Source organism: Vibrio sp. 10N.261.51.F11, from assembly GCF_041471665.1.
Lineage (GTDB): Bacteria > Pseudomonadota > Gammaproteobacteria > Enterobacterales > Vibrionaceae > Vibrio > Vibrio crassostreae_C.
Map to the genome: position 1 here is coordinate 1 of NZ_JBFROW010000060.1, position 20,032 is coordinate 20,032.

Here is a 20,032-nt window from a genome sequence, read left to right on the forward strand (position 1 = left end):
ATTGAATATTGTTTTGCTAAATAGAGAGATGACGTGCCATCTAAGTATTGCTTAGCAATGATACATTTTAGCTCACGGCTATATTTGGACATAAAAAGACCCCCAATAATTGGTGTCCAACTATTGGGGGTCAGTTCAAAGTTGGTTACTGGCTTTTCGATGTATTACTGATGATTAGGCTTTACTGCCCTTTCAATGTCTTCTTCAGATTCTGCATGAAGTTTCTGAAGTGAGGCATGAAATCAACAAACAGAGGGTGCTTTCTATCTTGCATCATCATTGGGCCAAGTAAGCGGATGCTCACCCCGAGTCGCGCTGCAGATTGCTCGTCTAAGCCGCTGTCTTGTTTGATCTTCTCAACAATCGCGAACATGTTTTCTCTGTCTTCAATTTCAAACTGCATGGTTTGAAGTTCACGGTCTTCTTTAACGCTCACTTCTTCAATAGTGATGCGGTAGTTATTGTGTTTACCTGTAAATGCTGTCATGTGGATCTCCTACAATGCTGTGAAATGTTTTGGCTAGCTCTTCATGAATCGTTCAAGCTTAGGTTTAACCGTCATCGACATTACGACCATGATCGTAAGGCCAACAGGAAGCGCGGCAATAAATCCATTAAACCATCCACTGGTAAACGCCGATGTATCCGAAAATCCAATATTATTTGCAGCTGTTACAAATGCCATGATGGACTCCATGATAAAAGCCATGATCAGTCCCACGATCAGGTTGCGTACTTTCTCGCCATAAGTTGTGAACACTCTAGCAACGGCTTTGGTGACTAAAGCCATCATCACCGCGCCCATTGGCATCATGATCACGACAACAAGGGCTAATGAAGAAAGCCAGTTGCCAATAAATGCCTCACCGAATCCGACATTCATGTAAGTCATCACGGCCGTTAAACTGCCGCCAATCGTTAGCATTAAGCTCATCATGACCAAAATTTTGTATAAAACCGGTGTGCCTTTTTGCTCAGGAAGAGTTGGCGTTAGAGTTGCTTGAATCGTCATATCTATTTCCTGTCTTGAATTTACGAACAATTAAGTTGATAATGTCAACTATAAATACAGTAGTTGACAATGTCAACTACATTTCTAAGGATCGTTTATGTCTGATAACACATCGCTAGAGTCTATCTTTCGTTTAGTGCACTCTTTGAAACGTCAAATGAGCGAACAGATTGAGAGCTTAGACTCAGAGATCGCACCTATGAACATTCGTGTCATGAAGATCATTACCAAGAAGTCTCCATGTACCGCTATCGATATCGCACACTTCCTAGATCGTGATAAAGCACAGGTCACTCGGCTCATTAATGCCTTGATCAATCAGGAACTTGTGAAGAAGTCTCCGAACCCGGAAGACAAGCGCAGCCAGTTATTGGTTCTGACTGATAAGGGTCAAGAGATCATGAGTAAGGTCTCGGATATCGATCGAGACATGCTGAAGAGAATGACCAAAGGCATGGCCGAAGACGAGTTAGAACAATTCAGAAAAATTGCGAAGAAAATGGCGCAGAACTTAGAAAGCTGATCTTCAAAATGAAACGAAAAAACGCCACCGAATCGAATGATCAGTGGCGTTTTTTGTATCAGCTGGCTTTATATAGATTAGCAGTATGATTACTTCTAACTTAGATGAGAGTGTTAATTAGATGCCCGTTCTAATTAGGTAACAGCTCTAATTCGATGCCAGTTTCCACCATGCCTGAACGGGTACCGGCTTTGAGATCACCAAACGTTCACCCATCACAGGGCTTACCATTTGCACATCTCGCTCTTTGCTAATCGCCAGAGCTTGTTCCATTGGATCTTGCCAATCGTGCATAGAAAGGTCGAAGGTACTGTTGTGGATTGGCATCATCACCTTACCTTGCAGGTCAATGTGGGCCTGAACGCTCTGCTCTGGGAACATATGAATATCCGCCCAAAGAGAGTTATACGCGCCCGTTTCAACCATGGTTAAATCAAACGGCCCGAAGCGGTCGCCAATCTCTTTAAAGCCGCTGAAGTAACCGGAGTCACCGCTAAAGAAGACTTTTTTGTCGGAAGCGTTAATAACCCAGCTACCCCACAGTGTTTGGTCACGATCAAGTAAGCCACGCCCAGAGAAATGCTGTGTCGGCGTCAAAGTGAACTCAATATCTGAGGCTGTTGCCGATTCCCACCAATTCAATTCGATGATCTTTGCTTTATCCACGCCCCACTTTTCCAGTAGCGCACCGACTCTGAGTGGCACCAAAAACGTACCTACTTTATCGGCTAATACCTTAACCGCGCCTTTGTCTAAATGGTCGTAGTGATCGTGGCTGATCACCACCACATCAATATCGGGTAGCTCTTGCAGCGTAATTGGTGTTGGATGAAAACGCTTCGGCCCCATCCATTGCACGGGTGATGCACGATCACTGAACACAGGGTCAGTCATCACTAACTTGCCATCCAGCTTCATCATCACACTGGAATGACCCAAGCGATAAGCAACATCATCTTGCTCTTCGATCAATTGCTCAGCTGTCATCGGAATCAAAGGCAATGCAGTGCGCGGCACTGGCTCGTTTCTTTCCACAGTCACGTATGCTTTCAAGATTGAAAAAATATCAGACATACCCGATTTGTATTCCAACTCACTGTTAGCAAACTTCTTTGGAAGCTTATCTAGATTGTCGTTTGATTGTGAACCTGTGCTTACGATAGCGACCACGGCAAGTACTCCTAAAATCGGTAATAGATATTTTTTCATTGGTATCTCTTTAACCGTTGGGATAGACCCAACACATAAACTACACCGACTAGTTTATATGCCAAAACCAAAAAGTAAACCATCGAGTGTAATTTTTAATTTATCTAGACGTAAGCGTGTCAAAGTCGATTTTGGAAAAACCAATTTTGGCAACGAGTTAACTTAGTTATTTAGCTAGTAAGAAAGGTTAATCAGCAGACCATACATTCTTGAAGTCTGGCCATCCCCAGTTTGTGATGGCCACGTTTTTCAAAATGCCTTGAAAACGCACGGTTTGTAGGTGATGGAACATAGGCACTAGCCAATAATCAGAAATCAACGTCGATGCAACAGGCTCCAACTCTGCCAAGTAATTCGGCAGTTCAACTGAGGCTTTGTGATGATCTAAGCGCTGTTTAAGCCAATCGCTGTTCATCTCTCCCAAAGCAGAGTGCAAAACAGGGTCGTTCATCATCCACGAGAACAGCGAAGACGGGGCATTGTCATCGAGGTTCAAGTTACACAGCACCAAGTCCTCCTTTAACTCGCCACTCTGAGAGAGCTGCGCCAACTCTCGAAAACTGTAGGTGTTCACCTCAACTTCCACACCATATCGTTTGAGTATATCGGATACGCAAATCGCACATCGATACAACGCATAATAGTCGTAAACCGCAATACTCATCTTTTCCGGCAGTTGTGCCTCTTTCGAAGGCGTTCGATACAATTTCTGCCAACTTGGCAGTATATTTTGAGCTAAAGAGACACTAAACAAACCCTTGTTGTGTTCCAGCTGAGACAAAATCGCTTGTGGGTTGGTCAGTTGTGAAAGGTATTTGCGCTGCTCATTATTTAGTGGGCTAGCCGCTGAGTTCTGATTGAACAGGATAAACAAGCATCCATCCTCGACTCGGCTACGAAGGCCGTCTGTGTCTGCTGAAACAAGGTCCGCATCGCTTTTCCCTAATTGATGGAAGCAAGAAGAATCTTCATAAGGCGATACGTGCATTTGGCTATCATCGAAACGAGCAGTGCCCGTCATTGATTCCTCAAACTGCCAGATGGTCACCTCATCGGTTAACGAGCGACAACCATAATAATGCTCAAATGCGGCGAGCTTGATTCGTTCGTTGTTGGCATCAACCACTTTAAATGGGCCGGTTCCAATAACAGCATGGGACACGGTACTTAATGGCGACGGTTCACGGGTGACTTGCGCTGCGGGTTGAATCGAATATTTAACGCCAGCAAGTAAACCAGCAAAGCCGGTATCTGCTTGGGTGAGTTGAAAGCTGATCCTCAATGGCTGCTCACTGTAAACTGAAGCGACATGGGCTAGCTCTGTCTGATAGAAAGGTAAGGTTTGCAACGCAGAAAACATCGAAACTAATTGCTTAGCATCCACAGGTTGCCCGTCATGGAAAGTAAGTCCCGGGCGCAGATAGAAAGTCCAAACCAGTTGCTCAGTGTCATATTCCCAATGGTGAGCTAATTCAGGCTTTAACTCACCTTTACCATTACACGTCACTAGGCAGCTAAAAACCTGTCTTATCAAAAATCGTTCGCTACTGCGGTGTATATGGTGCGGAAACAAATCCTCAAACTTACGCTTATAGGTTAATTGAACGTGCAGCAGCCCTTCACGCATGGTCGCGCCGGAAGTTTCTTGCAGTAAAGAACCAAACACAGCGCGGTCATTATCCAATATGGAAAGTGCTTTTTCGTACTTGCCCTGCTCTATCAGTTTACTTGCAACATGCTGCGCCAACTCTGAATTGCTAAAACGCAGTGTTAAGTTAGAGCGTTGATTCCTGCCAACTTTTGGCTCCCACACCACCCATTCAGCTTGATGCATCTTACCAAGTAAGGTTCGAGCGTGACGCAAGCTTGTAAACAGCATATCCGCTACTTCGGCTAGGGTGACTGAATGAGAAATGTTTGGCTCGAACGACTCTAGCCGCGTGTAGTAACGCATCATGTTTAGATCAGACAAATAATGAACCTTTTAAAGATAGCTCTTCCTAATTAAGCCCATTATAAAACACATTCATCAAAAAGTAGTGTAATGCGACCAAAACAGGAACAACCAATAAAAATAACATCTGTTTTTTAGTTCCTCTTAATTATCCATAATGAACGGGTCAGCAACAAACCATAGGTTGTAAATAAAGCCTAACCAGAGAGAGTAATGACCATGAGAAAATACTATCTTAACAAGCTAAAAAGCACCTGCAGTAAGCTCGAAAGAGAAGCACTACGAACACTTTTAGATCTATGTAACTGGCGTTATTAGTACACTTTTTAGCACCGAGTAAACGCGAGTTGGGTACAACCTAATATGCTCCTACCCCCAATATGAGTTAGGTCTCAACTCGCTTTTCCATTCCAATTCCCCTCTCAAGCCTGCTGTACCAATAGCTCACACAATCGATAAATTTCCGTTGTCGACTCGACAAATTTAATTCGTTTTCTTAGTTGAACGAAAAGCCTTAAGGTTCGCCCCGAAGCAAGCAAGGAGCCTCAGAAAAAACTGAAAGCTCAGCTAACAACTAATTTATTTGCAGTTACCAATCAGGTATTAACTAAGGAAACGCCATGCGTATCGCAATTCTTTCTCGCAACGAAAATCTATACTCTACCGCTCGTCTAAAGCAGGCTGGAGAAGCACGTGGTCATCAGGTCGATGTTATCGACACGTTGCACTGTGATATAGATATCGCGAGTAACAATCCGAAGATTCGCTACATGGGTGAAGAGCTACCTCAATACGATGCTGTTATTCCACGTATTGGCGCTTCCATTACCTTTTACGGAACTGCGGTTGTTCGCCAATTCGAAATGATGGGCACTTTTTGTATCAATGAGTCAGTAGCAATCAGTCGCTCTCGCGACAAACTGCGCTCACTACAACTGTTGTCTCGTAAAGGTATTGGCTTACCAAAAACAGGTTTCGCTAGCCGCCCAGACAAGATTCAAGACCTGATCAAAAACGTAGGCGGCGCGCCACTTGTGATCAAGCTTCTTGAAGGCACTCAAGGTATCGGCGTTGTACTAGCAGAAACAAACAAAGCAGCAGAAAGCGTTATCGAAGCGTTCATGGGCCTAAAAGCGAACATCTTGGTTCAAGAGTTCATTGAAGAAGCAAATGGCGCAGACATCCGTTGTTTTGTTGTTGGCAACAAAGTAATTGCTGCAATGAAGCGTCAAGCTGGTGAAGGTGAATTCCGCTCTAACCTGCACCGTGGCGGCACTGCTCAGCTGGTTAAACTAACCAAAGAAGAGCGCGCAACAGCAATCAATGCAGCGAAAATCATGGGATTAAACCTATGTGGTGTAGATATCCTACAATCTAAGAACGGCCCAGTAGTAATGGAAGTAAACTCTTCTCCAGGCCTAGAAGGCATCGAGAAAGCAACGGGTAAAGATGTAGCAGACATGATTTTCGAATTCATCGAGAAGAATGCAAAACCAAACGCTAACCGTACTCGTGGCAAGGGCTGATTGAATACCGATAACTCATGATTGGAAAGAAAATGAACAATAAAATGATCATAGGGAATACCGAAGCACTTTGCTTACCAGAGTTAGGGATAACTGGACTACATACACGTGTTGATACAGGGGCTAAAACCTCTTCTCTACACGTAGACAATCTACTATGTGTTAAATCAAATGGTGAGAAATTCGTAGAGTTCGACCTTCACCCAGACGTTTATCACCTAGAAGAGACGGTGCGCTGCAAGGCGAAACTGAAAACAAGTAAGAAAATTAAGTCATCTAACGGCGAAGTTGAACACCGTTGCGTGATTGAAACCATGCTAAGAATCGGTGGCCAACAATGGCCGATCGATATCACGCTAAGCAACCGTCAAGACATGACTTACATGATGTTGCTTGGACGTCAAGGCATGAGTGACAAAGTGATTGTTGACCCTGCGGGTGAATTCCTGCTGACTCACTAATCCGAGTCATCGTAACCGCTCCACAGGTTATAACTAAAGCTACTCACAACGATATAAGGCCAGTCTCATGACTGGCCTTATTGCTATCTATTTTTCTATTTCTACTTTCAGCTCTGAATACACGACTTTGCATTCAAGCTTCTGATCTATTTCTTCGATTTACCATGAGATTGAAAACCAAATCGCCCAATCGATAAAAGTAATTTCTTGGTTTTGATTTTCGTCACTCGCCAATGTGTCACTGGCCTTCTTGGCGCACTCATCAACAGGTGTTCAAACGCTTGCTCACTCAAATTCACTTGTCCACCATGCGCCACCAGCAAGGTATCGAGCTGCATGTCATAAATGCGCGATACAGACGCTCGATACTTATTAGGGTGAAAGATAGGAAATGGCGGAATCAGCTTCTTCTTAACCTCGACCATTAAATCGGCCACATAAGCCACGCTGTGTGATGGGCAATAGACCGAGAGATCACGGTCGGTATGGCCCGGTGTTTCAAGAACCAACCAATCATCAAACCCTGGAATACTATCCCCATCAGACAGCTTGTAGTCCGGCTTTAACTTTCTTGAATACCATAGGTTTGCTTTAGGCTTGCCTAAGCGGTTCGCCATCCACCTAGCAAGCGCTAAGTCGGTCAGGTGCATCAAAATGCCATCGATGCCGTGATACCAATCTTTGTCTCGGTTTGCTGCCACCAAGTTACAGCTCGTGAGCTTTCTGAGCTTGTGCGCTGCCCCTGCATGGTCAGGATGCATGTGTGTCACCACAACCGTGTGGAGATCAGAAAAATCACGCATAAGTTCGGTTTCAATAAAAGCCTTCAAATGCGGAATATCGGCTCGACATGCGCCATCGAGCAACAGTAATTTGTCCGGATACTCCACCAAGTACATGTCTTGGATGTAACCTTTAATGGTATGCAGCTGCAAACCCACTCCTTGTGATAATTCAACTGGTCAGACCTACACCATAGCAAACTCACATTTATTTGTAACAAATTTGTTAACTATAAAATCACATCAAAGTACCATGCTCTTCCGCTCTTTTATCGTGACGACAAAATACGTGATTTGTTGACCTAAGTTATTAGGACTATATATGCGCCTCTAATTTATTGTCTGAGTGCTATACATGAACCAACTAATCGATGCTCTTTCTACCCAAGGCTACTTTGTTTGGGATGACTTCTTAACTCATGAAGAAGTGGTGGCATTGAGGGATTGCATTCCAGAGAACTGGAAAAAGGCTAGGATTGGCCGTAACGATGAAGTAACGCGAGAGTCGACCATTCGTAGTGACAAGATTCAATGGGTGCGCCGCGATATGGGTCAGCCAGCATCTCTGTTCCTAGACAAAATGGAACAAATTCGTTTAGCGGCAAACCAAGCGTTCTTTTTGGGTCTGTTCGAGTACGAAGCGCACTTTGCTAAATACGAAAAAGGCGACTTCTACCAGAAGCACTTAGACTGTTTCAAGGGCAATGAAAACCGCCGCCTGACCACTGTGTTCTATATGAATGATGAGTGGACAGAAGAAGACGCTGGTGAACTTGTGGTTTACGACCTAAAAGACAACCACATCACGACCATTCCACCAAAGTCAGGCCGCTTATTTGTGTTCTTATCTGAACAGTTCCCACACGAGGTACTGCCGACAAACACAGAGCGATTCAGTATTGCAGGTTGGTTCCGTATTAACGGCGTGAAAGACAACCAACTAGATATCGCACACTAGAACAAAGCCGATTATAACAAGCTCTAGCTTATTCAAAGCCTCTCCTTCGAGAGGCTTTTTTATGGAACAAATATTGAGCGAGTATTGAACAACATACCTCTTAAAAACCGCACGCAATAAATATTAAAACCATCAATAACTTTCTCTTAAATGAAATCGAAATGAATCTTTCATATCAGTGAAACGGTTTAGCTACTTAAGTGAAATACGCCCTGTTCAAGATAGCTTCAAACGACACCCCTACCGTCTCGTTAACACTCTAATCCAATACCTCGACATCGATTTCATCCAAAAGGAAACGAAGATGAATAAGCTAATTTTGGCAGGCGTTCTTTCTGCGACAGCGGCAATGCCAGCGTTCGCAACGACTCAAGTCACTTGGTGGCACGCAATGGGCGGCCAGCTTGGAGAAACAGTAAACAAAATTGCGACCGACTTTAATGCGTCACAAGATGATTACGAGATCACGCCAATCTACAAAGGTTCATACACAGAGACCTTAACAGCCGGTATCGCGGCATACCGAGCAGGTGAAGCACCCAATATTCTGCAAGTCTTCGATGCAGGCGCAGCAACCATCATGAACGCGAAAGACGTCGCGAAACCGGTACAGGATATTCTGGTTGAGTCGGGTTACAACTTTAATTCAAACGACTACCTAGCGGGCGTTCGTAACTTCTATGCCGACAACCAAGGCAAGATGGTTGGTATGCCTTTCAACAGTTCGACACCGGTTCTTTACTACAACAAAGATCTTCTCGCGGAAGTGGGTGCAGACGCGCCTAAAACTTATGAAGAACTAGAAGTGGTCGCTAAGAAACTGAAGGCTGAAGGACACATCGCGTTTTCTCAATCTCTGACGCCGTGGATCATGTTCGAGAACTTTAAGTCTCGCCACAACCTGCCAGTCGCAGATCAAAACAACGGCTACGATGGCTTGTCCACTAAGATCATGTTCAACACCAAAGACATGATGATGCACGTTAGCAAGATGAAAGAGTGGTCAGATCTAGGTTACTACAAGTATTACGGCAGTGACTGGGATGCAAACCAAACCCCTTTCGAGCGCCAAGAAGTGGCGATGTGGATGGGTTCTTCAGGCTCATTCGGTGGCTTACGTAACCGCGTACCTTTCGAACTCGGCACCACATACCTTCCATACTGGAAATCGGTTAACCCAGACGCAGGCTTAACCTTCATTGGCGGCGCAGCTCTGTTTGCACTCAATGGCCATGACCAACAACAAGACAAAGGTGTCGCAGCGTTCTTTGATTACCTGACTAAGCCTGAAACTCAAGTCTACTGGCACAAAACCACTGGTTATGTACCTGTAACAACGGCTGCCTATGAGCTAGCGAAAGAGTCTGGCTACTACAACGAACAACCAGATGCAGAAGTGGGCGTTAAGCAGCTAAGCCTAAAATCGGGCGAATGGACTAAGGGCTACCGCTTAGGTTACTACCCTCAAATTCGTGAAGTGATGCATCGTGAGTTCGACAATATCTTCGCTGACCGCTCTAGCGTCGAGAATAGCCTAGATAAAGTCGAAGATGAGAGCAGCAAACTGCTGAAACGCTTCGCTCGTACGATGAACTAATTTGGCTTTTTAACCAAAGCAGATTACTGAGCTAAAGGCTTAATAAACCAAAGCCGTTCATTGCTCCTCACCACTTGTCACTGCGTCATTAAAAACGTAATGGCAAGGTGTGAGGAGATTCTTCACTAGCGCCATTTCTTGCTCCAAAAACTACAACTCAACTGGATGCATTCCTTTGCTATAGCGCTAGTGCTCACCGTAACTAACAGTGATAACAGTCACTAATTTTTGGGGATTACCCTGTGGAACGACGTCAGCAATTCTTTCACTCTCCGCTGCCTTACCTATTTTTGGCGCCTCAGATACTCATCATTGCGGTTTTCTTTATCTACCCTGCGGCAAAGGCAGTTTACCTGTCCTTCATGCTAGAAGACCCTTGGGGCACCTCATCGATATTCGTGTGGTTCGAAAACTATCAGATGCTATTCGAATCGAGCGAGTATTTGAACTCGATTGGCTTCACATTAATGTTCGCAATCGTGGTCTCTTTCTTATCGCTTGCCTTAGCGCTGCTGCTCGCGGTTAAAGCCGACAACATCATTCACGGACAAGGCGCTTACAAGGTCACTCTTACTTGGGTTTACGCGGTTGCTCCTGCGATTGCAGGCGTAATCGGTGCTTTCTTGTTTAACCCACACATTGGCGTGTTTACCGAGATATTTGCGGTTATAGGTTGGGACTTTAGCTTCCAAACCGACCCTGTGGATGCCACGTTTGCTCTGATTTTGGTTTCGGTGTGGAAACAGGTTTCGGTGAATTTCATCTACTTTCTAGCTGGACTTCAATCGATCTCTTACGCCGTAAAAGAAGCGGCAATGCTCGATTGTGTCAGCGACTCAAAACGTTTCTGGACCATTACTTTCCCGCTACTCGCACCTACAGGCTTCTTTCTTCTGGTCATCAACCTCACCTACTCGTTCTTTGAAACCTTTGGCGTGATCGACACCATGACCAATGGAGGCCCGGGTGGCGGCACAACGTCGTTGGTGTACAAGGTCTATCGAGACGGGTTTGTTGGCGCAGATTTAGGCGGCAGCTCTGCGCAGTCAGTTGTGTTGTTGCTATTGGTGCTCACTCTTACATTTATCCAGTTTCGCGTTGTAGAAAAGCGTGTTCATTACTAACCCACTACAGCTAGGTTTTAACGCGACAGGAGTTATTTATGAAAAGTAATAAGGTCTCTGACCACCTAATTTTAATTGCTGGGATGCTGTTTATGTTGGTCCCTATTTGGCTAATCTTCGCCAGCTCGACGCATAACCCGAACACCATTGTCAGCGAAGGCCTGCAATGGGTACCAGGCGATAACTTTACGGCCATTTATAGCGAAGCTTGGAACAAAAGCATGGGCTTCAGTGGCGAAGTCACCGCCAGCAAAATGATCTCCAACTCGATGATCATGGGGCTAGGTTTTGCGATCGGTAAGATCATCATTTCGATGATGGCTGCGTATGCTTTGGTCTACTTCAGACTGCCTTATGCTACAGCTTGGTTCTGGTTGATCTTCGTGACGCTTTTGCTGCCATTAGAAGTGCGCATTATCCCTTCCTATGAGGTTGTCGCTGGGCTTGGGCTTCTTAATAGCTACACAGGTTTAATTCTGCCTTTGATCGCCTCAGCCACCGCGACGTTCTTTTTTAGGCAGTTCTTCAAAACCATCCCCGATGAATTGTTAGAAGCCGCTCAGCTAGATAACGCAGGTCCATTTCGATTCTTTGTCGACATCTTATTGCCACTGTCTAAAACCATGATTGCCGCAATCTTCATCATCATGTTTGTGGTGGGTTGGAACCAATATCTGTGGCCAATCATGATGACCACGGACGAAGGCTACAACACCATCGTGATGGGCATCAAACAAGTACTCAACAACATCAATGAAACCAGTTTACCGCGCTACGACTATGTTTTTGCCATGGTGATTTTAGCTATGTTACCACCCGTTTTAGTGGTGGTTGTATTTCAGCGTTGGTTTGTAAAAGGGCTAGTAGAAAGTGAAAAATAATAACGACACAAATCAAATGAATGATAACCGCATTCAATCACTCGCTGAGTACAAGATGTCTCACCTGCCTTCTCACCGAGCTATCCACAAAAATACAGAGGACACCCCGATGCCAAAGTTAAAACAAACGTTAGGGCACACCCAAGCCACTCACAACCATACGCACAAAGCACCTACCATGTTAGGCATCAAAAACTTGGTAAAGACTTATGAGAACGGTCATCGTGCAGTGAAAGATGTCTCGCTTGATATCGAAAAGGGTGAATTTCTTGTATTAGTTGGCCCATCGGGCTGCGGCAAATCTTCTATCCTACGTTCAATTGCGGGTCTGGAAAGCATCTCTGGCGGTGAGATTCACTTGGGCGGCCGTCGTGTTGATAACGAAAAGCCAGCTCAACGAGATATCGCAATGGTCTTTCAAAATTACGCACTCTACCCTCACATGACGGTATACAAAAACCTCGCTTATGGTTTAAAGAACCGAGGCGTCAGCCAACACGTGATTGAAGAGAAGATTGAGAAAGTCGCCAAGACACTGAAAATCGAAGAGTATCTAGACCGCAAGCCAGCCAAGCTTTCGGGTGGTCAGCGCCAGCGCGTTGCTATGGGACGAGCGATTGTACGCGACCCTCAACTGTTCCTGTTTGACGAGCCTTTGTCTAACCTAGATGCCTCATTGCGCGCTCACATGAGGTTAGAAATCAAAAAGCTACAACGCGAGCTAGGCGTAACCAGTGTTTACGTGACTCATGACCAAGTCGAAGCCATGACACTGGCAGATAGAATCGTGGTTCTCAACAAAGGTCAGATAGAACAAGTCGGCACACCAAGAGAAGTTTACCACCAGCCTGCCAGTACCTTTGTGGCAAGCTTTATTGGCAGCCCCGCGATGAACTTCCTAACTGCCACGCTCGATGATGGCTATCTTGAAATCGGCGAGCAACAAATGTATCTGCCAGAGTACGCGCACGTTAAGGACGCGACTATCACGCTTGGCATTCGCCCTGAACACTCTGAGGTTTGTTCCGAATTAAAGATGAACACCTTGCCTCTCGAACTGCGTATCAGTGTGGTTGAGCCGTTGGGGCCGAATCAATTGGTTCATGGCCTTGTGAACGACCAACCCTTTATCGCCGTCACGCCTGAAACGACACTATGCCAAGTACTGCCGCTCGGATTAAGCATTGATAAATCCAACCTGCATATTTTTGACAGTCGTGGGAAGCGTATTCAGCCGAATAACTTTACTTCACAAGAGTCACGCGAAGAGGCGACAAGCATAACGACGGCTCTCGCTTAATCGAGTACACTGATATTTAATGCGTTTTTACGGTGCGTCTTTAAGAAGGATTAATTATGTCGTCTATCATCGTAGGTCATCGGGGTGTAGCAGGTACTCACCCAGAAAATACCAAAGCAAGCATTGAACAAGCCGCTAAACTCGGCTTGAAATGGATTGAAGTAGATATTCAGCCAACTCAGGATGATCAACTTGTGGTTTGTCACGACCACACCCTTGAGCGCTGCAGTGATGGCAAGGGTCGTGTCGACGAACACACCCTTGCAGAACTGCGTCAGCTCGATTTTGGCAGTTGGAAGTCTGAGCAGTTCGCTGGTGAAAGAATATTGACGTTGGAAGAGTTGCTCGCGCTTGTTGAACAGCATGATCTCAGCGTGAACTTAGAGATCAAAGTCGACAGTCGACATCAAGCGCCTCATGTCGTTGATTTGCTGCATACCGAGTTGATTCGTTCAAATCTAGACACCGACAGAGTGCTGCTTTCAAGTTTCAGCCATCAAGTCGTTTCTGAAATGGCTCGTCACCTGCCGAGATACCGCGTAGGTCTGATCACCGAGCAACTGACTCAAGCCGACTTGATGTTGATTGACGAGGTTAAAGTGTTCAGCTGTCACATGAACTACGAGCATGTGAATCAGAGCGATCTTGATACACTGAGTGAAGCAAACATTCAAACTTGGTGCTACACAGTAAACGATCCGTCTCACTTCAAATTCATCTCAAAAGTAGATGCCGTATTCACTGATTTTCCGAATCAATTTACCTCTATAAATTGACCAAACAAATACCGCAAAAACAACCCCGAGAGACTTTAAAATTAACTCTCGGGAAACCTTAAAATTAGGTAGCAAACACAAGTGAGTAGGAGTACATTCCGCTACTCACTTGGTTTCATTAGCTCGCTCTATACAGACAGCTTCATTGGTTACTTAATTTATGGATCTCATTTTTAGTCCAACCTTCCCAATTTTGGGTGCAATCTTCATTTTCGCCGCTATTGTTCGTGGCTTCTCAGGTTTCGGTTTCACCTTAGTGGCATTGCCATTAAGTGCGTTATTCGAGCCTGTTATCGAACTGGTTCCCGTCTTCATGTTGATCGATCTCCTAGGCAATGTTCAATTACTGCCTAAAGTTCGAAAGCATGTTAACTGGCGCTGGGTTTTAAAGGTATTTATCCCTTGTTTTGCCTTCACACCAGTCGGCTTACTTCTGCTTAAATCCGTTAGCCAAGACACGATCATCTTGATCATCAGTGCCTTCATTTTTGCGTCTGCACTTATGATCTACAAAGGTTTCCAGTACAAAAGCGAACCTAGATTTACTCCCTATATTCTAGGAAGCCTTGCGGGTGTAATGAACGGCGCGGCTTCGATGTCAGGGCCTCCAATTGGCACTCATGCATTAGCAAGCCCAGTCGCTCCGCACATTGCCAGAGCAGGCCTGATAGCCTTCTTTGTATTAGCTGATTCCACTGCGTTTGTTTCGGCATCTATCGCTGGGTTAGTCGACCGCGATGTAGTTTGGCTGACTCTCGCGCTTCTACCAAGCAGCATGTTTGGCGGTTATGTGGGTTCTAAACTGTTCGAAAGATTTGGTGGAGCGAAGTTTAAGCCAGTCACCATTGCATTGCTGATTGTGATTGCAATATTCAGTGCAGGTCGAGTCTTACTGTAACGGCTTTAGCGTTTAATTTTGGACGTTGCTTTTACGAATTGGTTTCGCGAATTGATTGCGCTAATTGACTGCGGAAAGTGATTAAGAAAACTGGGTACCAATGACTACCATTCGATATGGATAGGGGTACCCATTTTTACAAGTTGGAGAAACTCATCCATATCTTGATTGGTTAACGCGATACAGCCATCCGTCCAATCAAAACTTTGAATAAAGCTCGGCGAACGACGCTCGCCGTTTTTGATGCCATGGATTTTGATGTTTCCTCCAGGATCTACATCATTTTGCTCTGCCCATTGCATATCCGAAGGTTGCGGATAGTTAATATGTACTGAGCGATAAAAGTCCGACTCTTCCATCACATAATCGAGCTGGTATTCCCCTTCCGGCGTTCGGTTGTCCCCTTCAAAGCGTTTATGCCCTTTCGGTTGTTTGCCTAGCGCAATACGAAACTCCTGAATCACCTCTTCACCTTTTAGCAGATACATCCTACGTTTCGATTTATCGACTTTAACTAACGTAACCACTTGCGACAGCGAATCTATCTCAGATGCGCTATCCGGTACGTTGTAAAACTGTCGAGAGGAACTTTGAGGTGGACGTTTCGATGACCCTTGAGAAAACTGAGCTACCTTTTCATCAGGGCTACTGTTAAGAACATCATCCACAATAATCACATGCTCGGAGTTTGAGCTCGTGGAAGAGGTTGAGTTAGATGAAGACGTTGAGACACGTTGAGAATGAGCCGGTGCAGACTCGAATACGATGGTTTCGATAGCGGTCGCGTCAGAGACTATTTTCTCGACCACGACTTGCTCAGCATTCGCGTTCGAAGCCACAAACAGTAAACACAGTGATAAAGGCAGAAACAGACGCACCTTTAGATCTCCTCAAAACGCATGGACATGGTTCGTGACTGAGTTTCCATTCCTAACGACTCATAGAAACCCTGAGCTTGTTGGTTAAACTCCATTACCTCCAACCTAAGTTCTATCGCTCCTCTCGCCTGCGCCCATTGATTAAAAGACTTCATTAACGCTCGACCAGCACCTTTGCTCTGAACCTGATCGTTCACCACAATCGTATTGACCCTTGCCACCTTGTGCGGCTGAATAAAACTGACGCCTTTGTTCTGCGTTACCTTACCCGCTAAAAAGCCAACGACTTGCTTGTCGTCTACTGCAACCAAGAAAGCGACAAGTGGGTCAAGCATCAAACCTAACCAATACTCTTCACTGTCGGCCAAGCCTTGTGACGCTGGTGCAAATACCATAGGCGCACCAAGATGATGTTGACGGTTTATCTGCTCAGAGAGCGCTAAGATCGCGTTAATATCAGTTACCTTGGCCGTCCGGATTTGCATATCATCACCTTGTTTGAATTCAATAACACCTTAGCAAAAATGGCTTAGTTGTGCACCGTTACACTGGTCAACTCAGACGCTCTGTGAAGGCTGAACATTAATATTAGGCACTATGTTTAGGGAAATTGTTCCGTAAATCTCAGGCACATTGCCAGCCGTTGAGTGCTACTATCTCTGCAGAATCAATATACTAACGACGACTAACGACTGGATACCTATATGATTAAGTTTGCTGTAATTGGAACCAATTGGATTACACAAAAGTTTGTTCAAGCTGCGCACGAATCTCAATCGATGCAACTTGCTGCGGTTTACTCTCGAAATCTAGACAGCGCGGCACAGTTCGCCCAAGAATTTGACGTTGAAACCACGTATGACTCACTCGACGCATTGGCCAATGACAACACTGTAGAAGCCGTGTACATCGCTTCCCCTAACTCACTGCATTGCGAGCAATCTATCTTCATGATGGAACACGGCAAGCATGTTATCTGTGAAAAGCCGGTTGCATCAAATATTGATGAAGCAACACGCATGTTCGAAGTCGCTGAGAAAAACGGTGTGGTGCTGTTTGAGGCGTATAAATCTCAATTCCTACCGAACTTTAAGCAAGTTCAACTTGGGTTAGAAAAGATTGGCAAGGTACATAAAGCACACATCAACTACTGCCAGTATTCATCGCGCTACCAAAAATACCTAAACGGCGAGAACCCAAATACCTTCAACCCAGCTTTTTCTAACGGCTCATTGGTCGATATTGGCTTTTACTGTGTTGCCGCGACAGTCGCGCTATTTGGCAAACCTGAAAACGCACAGGCTTCTGCAAAGCTACTTGATTCAGGTGTCGATGCTCATGGCTGTGCGATCTTCCAATACCCTGAGTTTGATGTGACCCTTGCGCACTCCAAAGTCAGCGACTCTTATGCGCCAAGCGAGATCCAAGGTGAATTAGGGGCGATCATCATCGATCACATCGCTGAATGTACTGACGTTAAGATCCGCTACCGCGATGGCACGGTAGAAAACCTTACTCAAGCACAAAGCGAAAACTCCATGAGTTACGAAGCGCAGGCCTTTGCTAGCTGCATTGCTGGCGACAACGCAACACAAGCGCAGGCCCAACTGCGCGCTTTAACGGTTGCGAAGTTAATTACAGAGATGCGCCAACAAGTTGGTGTAGTGTATCCAGCGGATAAATAACGTCGCAGCGTAAGTTAACAAACTGATTTTTAATACATAATTATTTATACATAACTGAATTTAATCTTTACGACAAATAACCGGATTAGTTGATTGAGGTCCCATCTGTTTAAATCCGCGTTCGATATCTATCGTATTTATTTAATTTATTGAAGGTGTGTAAAGTGTTTTCAGTTGATGATCGCGTTGTAGCAACAAAAGGTGTTGAACTAGGTGAAATGGTAGTAACTGGCCTAAGTGCTGGTGGCGGCTACGTTCACGTTACAACGGTAGAAGGCGCAATGACGCTTACTTACCCAGCGCAAGATCTTAAAAAAGCATAGTTTAACCACTCTGCCCTTTTAGTAGTCACTCTACTAAAGGTAACAAAATTGAGGCTTTGGCTGACTTCACTCTTCTGCATTAGAGTAAGCAGCCAGAGCCTTTTTTATGCCCGTCATTTACCCACCAGCTTTCTCATTCGCTTACTCGTTACAATAAAACCGCACTCAACTGACAATAGAATTAGGCAACGAGTTTCTACACTAGGTGCTTATTCTCATCGTTCTCTTGATATTCCCGTGCACTTAATCGCAGTGAATAGTTCTTGTTAACAAAGGCTTATTGTCTGCGAAAGTTTCTGGTACATTAGCATCATCTTATACTAAGAATGACCCGAATGAGAGAAGCTATGAAGCTTTACATTTACGATCACTGCCCTTTCTGTGCAAGAGTCTCCTACATTGCTCAATCGCTAGGCTTGAACATTGAGCTTGTTTCCGTCGATTATGATGATGCCCAAACCCTTATCGATCTGATCGGTAAAAAGATGGTACCCGTCTTACAAAAAGACGATGGCTCTATCATGGCAGAGAGCCTAGATATCATCGCGTACTTCATGGACTTGAAATCAAGCGATGAGCAGCGTGTGCCATCTGAGCAAGTGACTGTGTTCCAAACTCGCGCATTCCCTCTTACTCAACAGATTGGACGCCCACGTTGGTGGAACCTCGACTTGGCTGAATATCGCTCTGCTGGAGCCAAAGAAGCTTGGCGTGCCAGTAAAGAGACCGAAGGTTTTAACTTTGAAGAACTGTTAGAAAAGACGCCTCAGTTCGTTCAACTGATTAACCCATTACTGAAAGATGCCGAACTCTTACTGGATCTAGAGAATGGTGAGTCATCACTGCCTCTAGTCGATCAAGCGGTGTATTTCTCGATGCTTCGTGGCTTTTGCGTAGAACCAAGCATCACATGGCCACCAGCACTTGAACGCTGGTTAGAAAAGAAAAGTGAAACGCTAAAGCTGTCTTTACTTCGCTAGAAAGCTATCTCGATTAAGAAAGCAAGCTCTGATTAAGAAAACAAGCTCTGACTCGCAAGCGACTACAACGAGCACAAACAAAAAATCGAAGCTCTCAGGTGTAAACTGCGAGCTTCGATTTTCTTTTATCTGGCCATTCTATTTCTCTAAGGCTTTGTCTTACAGCAGACGCCTTCTCAAACCTGTTCGCTCCAAGATTCGTGTCGAAATTTCTTCAACCGATAGTGAAGAGGTGTTGATGTAAGGTATCGCTTCTCGACGGAACATCGCCTCTACCGTTTGCAATTCATACAAACATTGTGAGTCACTGGCGTATTCGCTGCCTGCTAAGCGGTTCTCACGAATTTCAGTGAGCCTTTCTGCATCAATGGTCAAACCAAACAGCTTATGTCGGTAAATCTCAAACTCTGGCAACAGCTTTAAGCGTGCCAAGTCATCGTGGATAAATGGGTAGTTTGCTACGCGTAAGCCAAACTGCATCGCCATATACAAACTTGTTGGTGTTTTGCCACTTCGAGAAACACCCAACAAGATGATGTCGGCTTCTTCCAGCCCTTTTAGCGTGATGCCATCATCATGCGCGAGCGTGTACTCAATCGCAGCAATACGGTCGAAATACTTCACCGAGTCCTTGTTTACACTGCGTGAGCGCTGCAACTTAGGAACAGGCGCCATCTGAATGTCATCCTGTACTTTCTGCACGATGCTCTCTAACACGTCATAACAGTGCGCGGGCGCTTCTAGCAATTTGGTTTTGATATCAGGTATCACAATCGAAAAGAACACTAGCGGTTCTAATCCGGTATCACGATACGAAATTTCAATCTCTTTTAATAAATCAGAAAGTTTGTCCTCACTTTCCACAAACGGAAAGGTTTTTTCATTGGCTTTAAAAGGGAATTGACCTAGAACAACATGCCCTAAAGTCTCACATGTTATGGCCGTTCCATCAGAAACATAGAATACATCACGACTTTGAATATCAATTTGCATTTTTTATTTAATGTTTAAAATTATTTTGAGTAGGATGGTAACCATAATATAGATAATAAAACCCTGCTGACTATTACGTCCCCCACAGCTTTAGAAAATAATTTACATTTTTTTAAACTGATACGTAATCGTTTGCCTTTAAATCCCTACAATGCTTGCTATGTTTCTGGAG

At 44.8% G+C, this 20,032-nt stretch carries 21 protein-coding genes and 1 pseudogene; 13 read left to right on the forward strand and 9 right to left on the reverse strand.

Annotation, left to right across the window (positions count from 1 at the left end):
- The 3 genes and pseudogenes from AB4351_RS17635 to AB4351_RS17645 form a co-directional block, all read right to left on the reverse strand.
- Positions 1-92: pseudogene (locus AB4351_RS17635) on the reverse strand (helix-turn-helix domain-containing protein); the annotation flags it as partial.
- 89 nt (positions 93-181) lie between these two features.
- Complete coding sequence (locus AB4351_RS17640) at positions 182-487, reverse strand: DUF3861 domain-containing protein (RefSeq protein ID WP_102575782.1); 306 nt, start codon at positions 485-487, stop codon at positions 182-184.
- A gap of 33 nt (positions 488-520) precedes the next feature.
- Complete coding sequence (locus tag AB4351_RS17645; protein WP_108092460.1) at positions 521-1,012, reverse strand: DUF2798 domain-containing protein; 492 nt, start codon at positions 1,010-1,012, stop codon at positions 521-523.
- A 97-nt stretch (positions 1,013-1,109) separates the two neighbouring features.
- Here AB4351_RS17645 and AB4351_RS17650 point away from each other — a divergent pair, with 97 nt between their 5' ends.
- Positions 1,110-1,535, forward strand: coding sequence for a MarR family winged helix-turn-helix transcriptional regulator (locus tag AB4351_RS17650; protein WP_017060573.1), 426 nt, complete (start codon positions 1,110-1,112; stop codon positions 1,533-1,535).
- Positions 1,536-1,682: 147 nt separating this feature from the next.
- Here the strand turns inward: AB4351_RS17650 and AB4351_RS17655 are convergent, their stop codons facing one another.
- Positions 1,683-2,744 carry an MBL fold metallo-hydrolase gene (locus AB4351_RS17655; RefSeq protein ID WP_372126741.1) on the reverse strand — a complete coding sequence of 354 codons (1,062 nt, stop codon included), beginning with the start codon at positions 2,742-2,744 and terminating at the stop codon, positions 1,683-1,685.
- A gap of 187 nt (positions 2,745-2,931) precedes the next feature.
- Positions 2,932-4,716, reverse strand: a complete 1,785-nt coding sequence (locus AB4351_RS17660) for an SgrR family transcriptional regulator (protein WP_372126743.1) — start codon at positions 4,714-4,716, stop codon at positions 2,932-2,934.
- Between the two features lie 602 nt (positions 4,717-5,318).
- On the opposite strand from AB4351_RS17660, the gene rimK reads away from it, so the two are divergent.
- Together rimK and AB4351_RS17670 are read left to right on the forward strand one after the other, a co-directional pair.
- A complete protein-coding gene (gene rimK, locus AB4351_RS17665) occupies positions 5,319-6,224 on the forward strand; it encodes a 30S ribosomal protein S6--L-glutamate ligase (RefSeq protein WP_004740040.1) in 906 nt (301 codons plus the stop codon).
- Between the two features lie 32 nt (positions 6,225-6,256).
- On the forward strand, positions 6,257-6,685 hold the full coding sequence (locus AB4351_RS17670) for a RimK/LysX family protein (protein WP_004740039.1): 429 nt from the start codon (positions 6,257-6,259) through the stop codon (positions 6,683-6,685).
- A 146-nt stretch (positions 6,686-6,831) separates the two neighbouring features.
- Here the strand turns inward: AB4351_RS17670 and AB4351_RS17675 are convergent, their stop codons facing one another.
- Positions 6,832-7,620 carry an MBL fold metallo-hydrolase gene (locus AB4351_RS17675; protein ID WP_102394176.1) on the reverse strand — a complete coding sequence of 263 codons (789 nt, stop codon included), beginning with the start codon at positions 7,618-7,620 and terminating at the stop codon, positions 6,832-6,834.
- Positions 7,621-7,822: 202 nt separating this feature from the next.
- On the opposite strand from AB4351_RS17675, the gene AB4351_RS17680 reads away from it, so the two are divergent.
- The 7 genes from AB4351_RS17680 to AB4351_RS17710 all read left to right on the forward strand — a co-directional run bounded on the left by AB4351_RS17680 (position 7,823) and on the right by AB4351_RS17710 (position 15,001).
- Positions 7,823-8,425 carry a 2OG-Fe(II) oxygenase gene (locus tag AB4351_RS17680; protein ID WP_017064899.1) on the forward strand — a complete coding sequence of 201 codons (603 nt, stop codon included), beginning with the start codon at positions 7,823-7,825 and terminating at the stop codon, positions 8,423-8,425.
- A 304-nt stretch (positions 8,426-8,729) separates the two neighbouring features.
- Positions 8,730-10,022 (forward strand): extracellular solute-binding protein, encoded by a 1,293-nt coding sequence (locus AB4351_RS17685; protein ID WP_017064900.1) that lies wholly within the window; start codon positions 8,730-8,732, stop codon positions 10,020-10,022.
- 242 nt (positions 10,023-10,264) lie between these two features.
- Entirely contained in the window at positions 10,265-11,146 is an 882-nt protein-coding gene (locus AB4351_RS17690) for an ABC transporter permease subunit (RefSeq protein WP_017064901.1), read from the forward strand.
- A 38-nt stretch (positions 11,147-11,184) separates the two neighbouring features.
- Complete coding sequence (gene ugpE, locus AB4351_RS17695) at positions 11,185-12,027, forward strand: sn-glycerol-3-phosphate ABC transporter permease UgpE (RefSeq protein WP_372126745.1); 843 nt, start codon at positions 11,185-11,187, stop codon at positions 12,025-12,027.
- Positions 12,017-13,327, forward strand: coding sequence for a sn-glycerol-3-phosphate ABC transporter ATP-binding protein UgpC (gene ugpC / locus AB4351_RS17700; protein WP_372126747.1), 1,311 nt, complete (start codon positions 12,017-12,019; stop codon positions 13,325-13,327). Before ugpE ends, ugpC begins: the two co-directional genes overlap by 11 nt.
- A gap of 56 nt (positions 13,328-13,383) precedes the next feature.
- The gene (locus AB4351_RS17705; protein WP_372126749.1) at positions 13,384-14,103 is read left to right on the forward strand and encodes a glycerophosphodiester phosphodiesterase family protein; all 720 of its coding nucleotides are present in this window, start codon (positions 13,384-13,386) and stop codon (positions 14,101-14,103) included.
- A gap of 160 nt (positions 14,104-14,263) precedes the next feature.
- The gene (locus AB4351_RS17710) at positions 14,264-15,001 is read left to right on the forward strand and encodes a sulfite exporter TauE/SafE family protein (RefSeq protein ID WP_017069205.1); all 738 of its coding nucleotides are present in this window, start codon (positions 14,264-14,266) and stop codon (positions 14,999-15,001) included.
- Between the two features lie 104 nt (positions 15,002-15,105).
- Here AB4351_RS17710 and AB4351_RS17715 read toward each other — a convergent pair whose 3' ends face one another.
- Positions 15,106-15,879, reverse strand: a complete 774-nt coding sequence (locus AB4351_RS17715; protein ID WP_017064906.1) for a murein L,D-transpeptidase family protein — start codon at positions 15,877-15,879, stop codon at positions 15,106-15,108.
- Between the two features lie 2 nt (positions 15,880-15,881).
- Entirely contained in the window at positions 15,882-16,364 is a 483-nt protein-coding gene (locus tag AB4351_RS17720; RefSeq protein WP_136973835.1) for a GNAT family N-acetyltransferase, read from the reverse strand.
- A gap of 219 nt (positions 16,365-16,583) precedes the next feature.
- On the opposite strand from AB4351_RS17720, the gene AB4351_RS17725 reads away from it, so the two are divergent.
- The 3 genes from AB4351_RS17725 (at position 16,584) to grxB (ending at position 18,867) form a co-directional block, all read left to right on the forward strand.
- Positions 16,584-17,564 carry a Gfo/Idh/MocA family protein gene (locus tag AB4351_RS17725; RefSeq protein ID WP_017060561.1) on the forward strand — a complete coding sequence of 327 codons (981 nt, stop codon included), beginning with the start codon at positions 16,584-16,586 and terminating at the stop codon, positions 17,562-17,564.
- 164 nt (positions 17,565-17,728) lie between these two features.
- Positions 17,729-17,887 (forward strand): hypothetical protein, encoded by a 159-nt coding sequence (locus AB4351_RS17730; RefSeq protein ID WP_004733064.1) that lies wholly within the window; start codon positions 17,729-17,731, stop codon positions 17,885-17,887.
- Between the two features lie 347 nt (positions 17,888-18,234).
- Positions 18,235-18,867 carry a glutaredoxin 2 gene (gene grxB / locus AB4351_RS17735; protein ID WP_102394180.1) on the forward strand — a complete coding sequence of 211 codons (633 nt, stop codon included), beginning with the start codon at positions 18,235-18,237 and terminating at the stop codon, positions 18,865-18,867.
- Between the two features lie 159 nt (positions 18,868-19,026).
- Here the strand turns inward: grxB and AB4351_RS17740 are convergent, their stop codons facing one another.
- Positions 19,027-19,860, reverse strand: a complete 834-nt coding sequence (locus AB4351_RS17740; protein WP_017060559.1) for a pyruvate, water dikinase regulatory protein — start codon at positions 19,858-19,860, stop codon at positions 19,027-19,029.
- Positions 19,861-20,032 lie beyond the last annotated feature (172 nt).

Bases quoted from the DNA above. Each gene is read 5' to 3' on its own strand.
- AB4351_RS17640 (WP_102575782.1), bottom strand. From the start codon at position 487: ATGACAGCATTTACAGGTAAACACAATAACTACCGCATCACTATTGAA.
- AB4351_RS17645 (WP_108092460.1), bottom strand. From the start codon at position 1,012: ATGACGATTCAAGCAACTCTAACGCCAACTCTTCCTGAGCAAAAAGGC.
- AB4351_RS17650 (WP_017060573.1), top strand. From the start codon at position 1,110: ATGTCTGATAACACATCGCTAGAGTCTATCTTTCGTTTAGTGCACTCT.
- AB4351_RS17655 (WP_372126741.1), bottom strand. From the start codon at position 2,744: ATGAAAAAATATCTATTACCGATTTTAGGAGTACTTGCCGTGGTCGCT.
- rimK (WP_004740040.1), top strand. From the start codon at position 5,319: ATGCGTATCGCAATTCTTTCTCGCAACGAAAATCTATACTCTACCGCT.
- AB4351_RS17670 (WP_004740039.1), top strand. From the start codon at position 6,257: ATGAACAATAAAATGATCATAGGGAATACCGAAGCACTTTGCTTACCA.
- AB4351_RS17680 (WP_017064899.1), top strand. From the start codon at position 7,823: ATGAACCAACTAATCGATGCTCTTTCTACCCAAGGCTACTTTGTTTGG.
- AB4351_RS17685 (WP_017064900.1), top strand. From the start codon at position 8,730: ATGAATAAGCTAATTTTGGCAGGCGTTCTTTCTGCGACAGCGGCAATG.
- ugpE (WP_372126745.1), top strand. From the start codon at position 11,185: ATGAAAAGTAATAAGGTCTCTGACCACCTAATTTTAATTGCTGGGATG.
- AB4351_RS17705 (WP_372126749.1), top strand. From the start codon at position 13,384: ATGTCGTCTATCATCGTAGGTCATCGGGGTGTAGCAGGTACTCACCCA.
- AB4351_RS17710 (WP_017069205.1), top strand. From the start codon at position 14,264: ATGGATCTCATTTTTAGTCCAACCTTCCCAATTTTGGGTGCAATCTTC.
- AB4351_RS17720 (WP_136973835.1), bottom strand. From the start codon at position 16,364: ATGCAAATCCGGACGGCCAAGGTAACTGATATTAACGCGATCTTAGCG.
- AB4351_RS17725 (WP_017060561.1), top strand. From the start codon at position 16,584: ATGATTAAGTTTGCTGTAATTGGAACCAATTGGATTACACAAAAGTTT.
- grxB (WP_102394180.1), top strand. From the start codon at position 18,235: ATGAAGCTTTACATTTACGATCACTGCCCTTTCTGTGCAAGAGTCTCC.
- AB4351_RS17740 (WP_017060559.1), bottom strand. From the start codon at position 19,860: ATGCAAATTGATATTCAAAGTCGTGATGTATTCTATGTTTCTGATGGA.